Origin of the sequence: Hoylesella shahii, from assembly GCF_937990675.1 — a bacterium.
Lineage (GTDB): Bacteria > Bacteroidota > Bacteroidia > Bacteroidales > Bacteroidaceae > Prevotella > Prevotella shahii.
On record NZ_CALKQY010000019.1, the window covers coordinates 1 to 6,344 of the forward strand.

Genomic DNA, 6,344 nt, shown 5'->3' on the forward strand with positions numbered 1-6,344 from the left:
GCCCACATTGAGTATGAAACTGCAAATCGTCACTACGCTCACGTTGACTGCCCGGGTCACGCCGACTATGTGAAGAACATGGTAACTGGTGCTGCTCAGATGGACGGTGCCATCATTGTAGTTGCCGCTACCGATGGTCCTATGCCCCAAACTCGCGAACACGTGCTTCTCGCTCGTCAGGTAAACGTTCCTAAGTTGGTTGTGTTCCTGAACAAGTGCGACATGGTTGAAGACGAGGAAATGCTTGAACTTGTTGAAATGGAAATGCGCGAGCTGCTTGATCAATACGAATACGACGGCGACAACACGCCTATCATCCGCGGTTCTGCCCTTGGTGCATTGAACGGCGTTGACAAGTGGGTTGATTCAGTTATGGAACTGATGGACGCTGTTGATACTTGGATTCCTCTGCCTCCTCGTGAAGTTGACAAACCTTTCTTGATGCCTGTTGAAGACGTGTTCTCGATTACAGGTCGTGGTACTGTTGCTACGGGTCGTATCGAAACTGGTAAGGTTAAGGTGGGCGACGAAGTTGAGTTGCTCGGTCTTGGTGAAGACAAGAAGTGCGTAGTTACTGGTGTGGAAATGTTCCGCAAGCTGCTCGATGAGGGCGAAGCTGGTGATAATGTAGGTCTGTTGCTCCGTGGTATCGACAAGAACGAAATTAAGCGCGGTATGGTGCTTTGCCACCCCGGTCAGATTAAACCTCACAAGAAGTTCAAAGCTTCTGTTTACGTTCTGAAGAAAGAAGAAGGTGGTCGTCACACTCCATTCGGTAACAAATATCGTCCTCAGTTCTACCTCCGTACAATGGACTGTACCGGTGAAATCACTCTTCCCGAAGGCGTAGAGATGGTAATGCCTGGTGATAACGTAGAGATCACTGTAGATCTTATCTACGCTGTTGCTCTGAACGTTGGTCTTCGTTTCGCTATCCGCGAAGGTGGCCGTACAGTAGGTGCTGGTCAGATTACCGAAATCATTGAATAATACATCCAGCTTCGGCTAAGTATTAAATATAAAAGGGCTTCCGCAACAAGCGGTTGTGGGAGTCCTACATACGGGAATAGCTCAGTTGGTAGAGCATCGGTCTCCAAAACCGAGGGTCGTGGGTTCGAGTCCTCCTTCCCGTGCTAATAAGAAGATAATATGTTTAAGAAGATAGTAAACTACTGCAAGGCTTGCTACAACGAGCTGGCGCATAATACTACTTGGCCTACCCGTGCCGAACTAACACACAGTGCAATGGTTGTATTATCTGCTTCCCTAGTCATTGCAATCGTGGTGTTCATCATGGACAGCCTGTTCAAGTTCGTCATGAGTGGGGTCTATCCTAGTTAATTTGTTAAGAAACAATGGCAGAGACACAGAAGAATTGGTATGTGCTTCGTGCTGTTAGTGGAAAAGAGGCAAAGGTGAAAGAATACATCGAGGCCGAATTGAAACACAACACGTTGCTTCAGTCGCATGTTTTTCAGGTATTAATACCCATGGAAAAACAGGCGTCTTTGCGTAATGGCAAACGCGTAGAAAAAGAGAAGATTAGTCTTCCTGGATATGTGTTTGTTGAAGCCATTCTCAAAGGAGACGTTGCGCATACCCTAAGATTCATGCCTAATGTCTTAGGTTTTCTTGGCGGATTGGATAATCCTTCTCCCGTACCCCAGTCGGACATCAATCGTATGCTCGGTGCCGCAGAAAACACAGAATTGGAAAACGATATTGATATTCCTTATTCTGTAGACGAAACGGTAAAGGTTACGGACGGACCGTTCAGTGGTTTCACTGGAGTTATCGAAGAGGTAAATACAGAGAAACACAAACTGAAGGTGATGGTCAAGATCTTTGGGCGCAAAACACCCTTGGAATTAGGTTTTATGCAAGTAGAAAAAGAAGGTTAATTTGCTGTTACGGGCAAATAGCTTTCAACAAACAATAAATTTTAATATTAACAACAAATGGCTAAAGAAGTTGCTGGATTAATCAAATTACAGATTAAAGGTGGCGCTGCAAATCCCTCTCCTCCCGTAGGACCTGCACTGGGTTCGAAAGGTATCAACATTATGGGGTTCTGCAAAGAGTTCAATGCTAGAACTCAAGACAAAGCCGGTAAAGTTATACCGGTTGTCATCACCTACTATACTGACAAGTCATTCAGCTTTGAGCTCAAGACGCCTCCCGCAGCTGTACAACTTAAAGAGGTTGCTAAGGTTAAGAGCGGCTCTGCTCAGCCAAACCGACAGAAAGTTGCTTCTGTCACCTGGGAGCAGATCAAAGTGATAGCTGAAGATAAGATGAAAGACTTGAACTGTTTTACGGTTGAGTCTGCCATGAAGCTTATCGCAGGTACGGCAAGAAGTATGGGTATCACTGTAAATGGGGAGTTCCCTGGTAAATAATTAAAACTTCAATTAAGAAAATGAGTAAACTGACAAAAAAACAAAAATCAGTAGCTGATAAGATTGAAGCAGGGAAAGCCTATACACTAAAAGAGGCTGCTGAGTTGGTAAAAGAAATTACCACTACTCAGTTTGACGCTTCTCTCGACATTGACGTGCGTTTGGGCGTTGACCCTCGCAAAGCTAACCAGATGGTTCGTGGCGTGTGTACGCTTCCTAACGGAACTGGTAAGACTGTGCGTGTGCTCGTTCTTTGTACGCCCGATGCTGAAGCTGCTGCCAAAGAAGCCGGCGCCGACTATGTTGGTCTTGACGAATACATCGAAAAGATTAAAGGTGGTTGGACCGATATCGACGTTATCATCACCATGCCTTCGGTAATGGGTAAAGTAGGTAGCGTAGGTCGTATCCTCGGCCCTCGCGGATTGATGCCTAACCCTAAGAGTGGCACGGTTACGATGGACGTGGCTAAAGCAGTAAAGGACATCAAGTCGGGTAAAATCGATTTCAAAGTAGACAAGGCTGGTATTATCCATACCTCAATCGGAAAGGTTTCTTTCACTCCCGAGCAAATTTATCAGAACGCAAAAGAATTCGTTGCAACTGTTATTAAGCTCAAACCTGCCGCTGCTAAGGGTACGTATATCAAGAGTATCTTTATTTCAAGCACAATGAGTAAGGGTATCAAGATTGATCCTAAATCAGTTGAATAACTCTAAAAGTTTTGTAAAATGAAGAAAGAAGTAAAAGATACTATCATCGTAGAACTCGGTAAGAAGCTGAAGGAGTATCCTCATTTCTATCTTGTTGACCTCGCTGGCCTTAACGCCGAAGCGACCACGAAGCTGCGTGCAGCTTGCTTCAAGAAAGAAATTAAGCTTTCTGTTGTGAAGAATACCCTTCTACACAAAGCTTTTGAGGCTTCAGACATCGATTTCGAACCTTTGTACGGCACATTGAAAGGTACCACTGCAATCATGTTTACCACGGTTGCAAACGAACCTGCTAAATTGCTGAACGACTATAAGAAGACGGGTGTTCCTTCGCTCAAGGCAGCTTATGCTGAAGAAAGCTTCTACGTTGGAGCTGATAAACTTGACGAATTGGTAGCCCTCAAGAGCAAAAACGAAGTTATCGCCGACATTGTGGCCTTGCTGCAATCGCCCGCGAAGAACGTTATCTCTGCTCTTCAATCAGGTGCAGGCACCATCCATGGTGTGCTCAAAACATTGGGCGAGCGCCCTGAATAATCCGTTGAGCCTTCCTCTCGTGGCATAATTAATCATGTGCGAGTGGGAGTTCAATTAAAAGTCAATCAACAACACTTATATTAAAAACAATTAAAATTTAGAATAAAATGGCAGATATCAAAGCTATCGCTGAAGAATTAGTAAATTTGACAGTAAAAGAAGTAAACGAGTTGGCAAATGTCCTCAAAGAGGAATACGGCATTGAACCCGCTGCTGCAGCTGTTGCTGTTGCTGCCGGTCCCGCTGCTGCTGGTGCAGCTGGTGCAGCTGAAGAGAAATCGTCTTTCGACGTAGTTCTCGTTGAAGCAGGTGCTGCTAAACTTCAAGTTGTAAAGGCTGTTAAGGAAGCTTGCGGTCTTGGCTTGAAAGAAGCTAAGGACCTTGTTGACGGTGTTCCCTCTACCTTGAAGGAAGGCTTGTCTAAGGACGAAGCTGAGAACCTGAAGAAGGCTATCGAAGAGGCCGGCGCTAAGGTTGAATTGAAGTAATTCTACCCCAACTCCGAAATACGGTTAGGATTTGCCCAGTAGGCGAGTCCTAACCTTTTTGTGTCTTATCACTTCTAAAGGCACTTTTCCAAACCACACAATATAGTATAGGCGCTATAAGGCTTATCACAACAGTGACAATTCTGCTTAAGCCAATCTCACTACCCACACGGATAACGTATAGTTCTCGCCTATAATCATTATATAACATCATATTGAATGGCTTCAAAAATTGTTGATAACAGAGTAAATTTCGCCAGCGTTCATAATCCGATGCCCTATCCGGATTTCCTCGATGTGCAGTTAAAGTCTTTCAAAGACTTCTTACAGTTGGACACACCACCCGAGGAACGCAAGAACGACGGTTTGTATAAGGTGTTCGCTGAGAACTTCCCAATAACCGATACACGGAACAATTTCGTTCTTGAGTTCCTTGATTACTATATTGACCCGCCTCGCTACACCATCGACGAATGTCTGGAGCGCGGTTTGACGTATAGTGTGCCTTTGAAGGCTAAAATGAAACTATACTGCACCGACCCCGATCACGAAGACTTCGGTACTTTTATCCAAGACGTTTTCTTGGGTACTATTCCTTATATGACTTCTAATGGCACTTTTGTTATCAATGGTGCCGAGCGTGTTGTAGTGTCACAGCTTCACCGTTCACCGGGCGTTTTCTTCGGACAAGGTGTTCATGCTAACGGAACAATGCTCTATTCGGCGCGTATCATTCCTTTCAAAGGTTCGTGGATTGAGTTCGCTACCGATATCAACAATGTGATGTATGCTTACATCGACCGTAAGAAAAAACTTCCTGTAACTACTCTGTTGCGTGCCATCGGCTACGAAAACGACCGCGACATCCTGCAAATCTTCGACCTTGCCGAGGAGGTTAAGGTAAATAAGAAGAATATGAAGGAGGCGCTGGGTAAGCGTCTCGCTGCTCGTGTGCTGAAGAGTTGGAACGAGGACTTCGTTGATGAAGACACTGGCGAAGTTGTTTCTATCGAGCGCAATGAGGTGATTATGGAGCGCGAAACCGAAATTACGGAAGAAAACGTTGGAGAAATTCTCGATAGTGGCGTTTCTACCGTGTTGCTTCATAAGGATGCCGATGCTGCTAACAAGTATTCTATTATATTCAATACGCTGGCTAAAGACCCGAGTAACTCGGAGAAAGAGGCAGTGCTTTACATTTATCGTCAGCTTCGTAATGCCGACCCTGCCGACGATGCTAGCGCAAGAGAAGTGTTCCAAAACCTTTTCTTCTCAGACAAACGTTACGATTTGGGAGAGGTGGGACGTTATCGTATCAATAAAAAGCTAGGACTTGATACCGATATGGACACGCGCGTGTTAACCAAAGACGATATTATTGAAATTATCAAATATCTCATTCAGCTGGTTAACTCTAATGCAACCGTGGACGATATCGACCACTTGAGCAACCGTCGTGTGCGTACTGTTGGCGAACAATTGGCCAACCAGTTCTCTATCGGATTGGCTCGTATGAGCCGCACCATTCGCGAACGCATGAATGTTCGCGACAATGAGGTGTTTACTCCCACCGACTTGATTAACGCTAAAACTATTTCGAGCGTTATTAACTCGTTCTTCGGAACCAACCCACTGTCGCAATTCATGGACCAAACCAACCCTCTTGCCGAGGTTACACACAAGCGACGCTTGTCTGCTCTTGGTCCTGGTGGTTTGTCTCGTGAACGTGCAGGCTTCGAAGTGCGCGACGTTCACTACACGCACTATGGTCGTCTTTGTCCTATCGAGAGCCCTGAAGGTCCTAACATTGGACTTATTTCTTCGCTCTGCGTTTATGCTAACATTAATGAGTTGGGCTTCATCGAAACTCCTTATCGTAAGGTTTCGAATGGAGTGGCCGACCTAGACAATAAAAACTTGGTGTACCTCACTGCCGAAGAGGAAGAAGACCACATCATCGGACAGGGTAATGCACCGCTTAACGAAGACGGAACATTTATCCGCGATGTGGTTAAATGTCGCCAAGATGCCGATTTCCCAGTTGTTGCTCCCGAGGAAGTAGACCTCATGGACGTATCTCCTCAGCAGATTGCATCGGTTTCGGCTGGTCTTATTCCTTTCTTGGAACACGACGACGGTCACCGTGCACTCATGGGATGTAACATGATGCGCCAGGCAGTTCCATTGCTTCACAACGATGCTCCTAT

General features: G+C 45.5%; 8 protein-coding genes and 1 tRNA gene. All 9 read left to right on the forward strand.

Annotated elements, in window-relative coordinates:
- The coding region (tuf, locus tag QME03_RS02370; protein ID WP_281723348.1) for an elongation factor Tu at nt 1–990 on the forward strand (990 nt) is incomplete at its 5' end.
- 70 nt (nt 991–1,060) lie between these two features.
- A tRNA-Trp gene (locus tag QME03_RS02375) sits at nt 1,061–1,133 on the forward strand.
- A 16-nt stretch (nt 1,134–1,149) separates the two neighbouring features.
- Complete coding sequence (secE, locus tag QME03_RS02380) at nt 1,150–1,341, forward strand: preprotein translocase subunit SecE (protein ID WP_084614337.1); 192 nt, start codon at nt 1,150–1,152, stop codon at nt 1,339–1,341.
- 14 nt (nt 1,342–1,355) lie between these two features.
- Complete coding sequence (nusG, locus tag QME03_RS02385) at nt 1,356–1,901, forward strand: transcription termination/antitermination protein NusG (protein WP_025815563.1); 546 nt, start codon at nt 1,356–1,358, stop codon at nt 1,899–1,901.
- A gap of 57 nt (nt 1,902–1,958) precedes the next feature.
- On the forward strand, nt 1,959–2,399 hold the full coding sequence (rplK, locus tag QME03_RS02390) for a 50S ribosomal protein L11 (RefSeq protein ID WP_009231223.1): 441 nt from the start codon (nt 1,959–1,961) through the stop codon (nt 2,397–2,399).
- A 20-nt stretch (nt 2,400–2,419) separates the two neighbouring features.
- Nucleotides 2,420–3,112 carry a 50S ribosomal protein L1 gene (rplA, locus tag QME03_RS02395; protein ID WP_009231222.1) on the forward strand — a complete coding sequence of 231 codons (693 nt, stop codon included), beginning with the start codon at nt 2,420–2,422 and terminating at the stop codon, nt 3,110–3,112.
- An 18-nt stretch (nt 3,113–3,130) separates the two neighbouring features.
- A complete protein-coding gene (gene rplJ, locus QME03_RS02400; RefSeq protein ID WP_273147281.1) occupies nt 3,131–3,649 on the forward strand; it encodes a 50S ribosomal protein L10 in 519 nt (172 codons plus the stop codon).
- Nucleotides 3,650–3,756: 107 nt separating this feature from the next.
- Complete coding sequence (gene rplL / locus QME03_RS02405) at nt 3,757–4,137, forward strand: 50S ribosomal protein L7/L12 (protein WP_025815564.1); 381 nt, start codon at nt 3,757–3,759, stop codon at nt 4,135–4,137.
- Nucleotides 4,138–4,356: 219 nt separating this feature from the next.
- Nucleotides 4,357–6,344: DNA-directed RNA polymerase subunit beta (rpoB, locus tag QME03_RS02410; RefSeq protein WP_281723349.1), on the forward strand; the 1,988-nt coding region annotated here is incomplete at its 3' end.

Excerpts from the sequence above, each read along its gene's own strand:
- secE (WP_084614337.1), top strand. The coding sequence starts at position 1,150 with ATGTTTAAGAAGATAGTAAACTACTGCAAGGCTTGCTACAACGAGCTG.
- nusG (WP_025815563.1), top strand. The coding sequence starts at position 1,356 with ATGGCAGAGACACAGAAGAATTGGTATGTGCTTCGTGCTGTTAGTGGA.
- rplK (WP_009231223.1), top strand. The coding sequence starts at position 1,959 with ATGGCTAAAGAAGTTGCTGGATTAATCAAATTACAGATTAAAGGTGGC.
- rplA (WP_009231222.1), top strand. The coding sequence starts at position 2,420 with ATGAGTAAACTGACAAAAAAACAAAAATCAGTAGCTGATAAGATTGAA.
- rplJ (WP_273147281.1), top strand. The coding sequence starts at position 3,131 with ATGAAGAAAGAAGTAAAAGATACTATCATCGTAGAACTCGGTAAGAAG.
- rplL (WP_025815564.1), top strand. The coding sequence starts at position 3,757 with ATGGCAGATATCAAAGCTATCGCTGAAGAATTAGTAAATTTGACAGTA.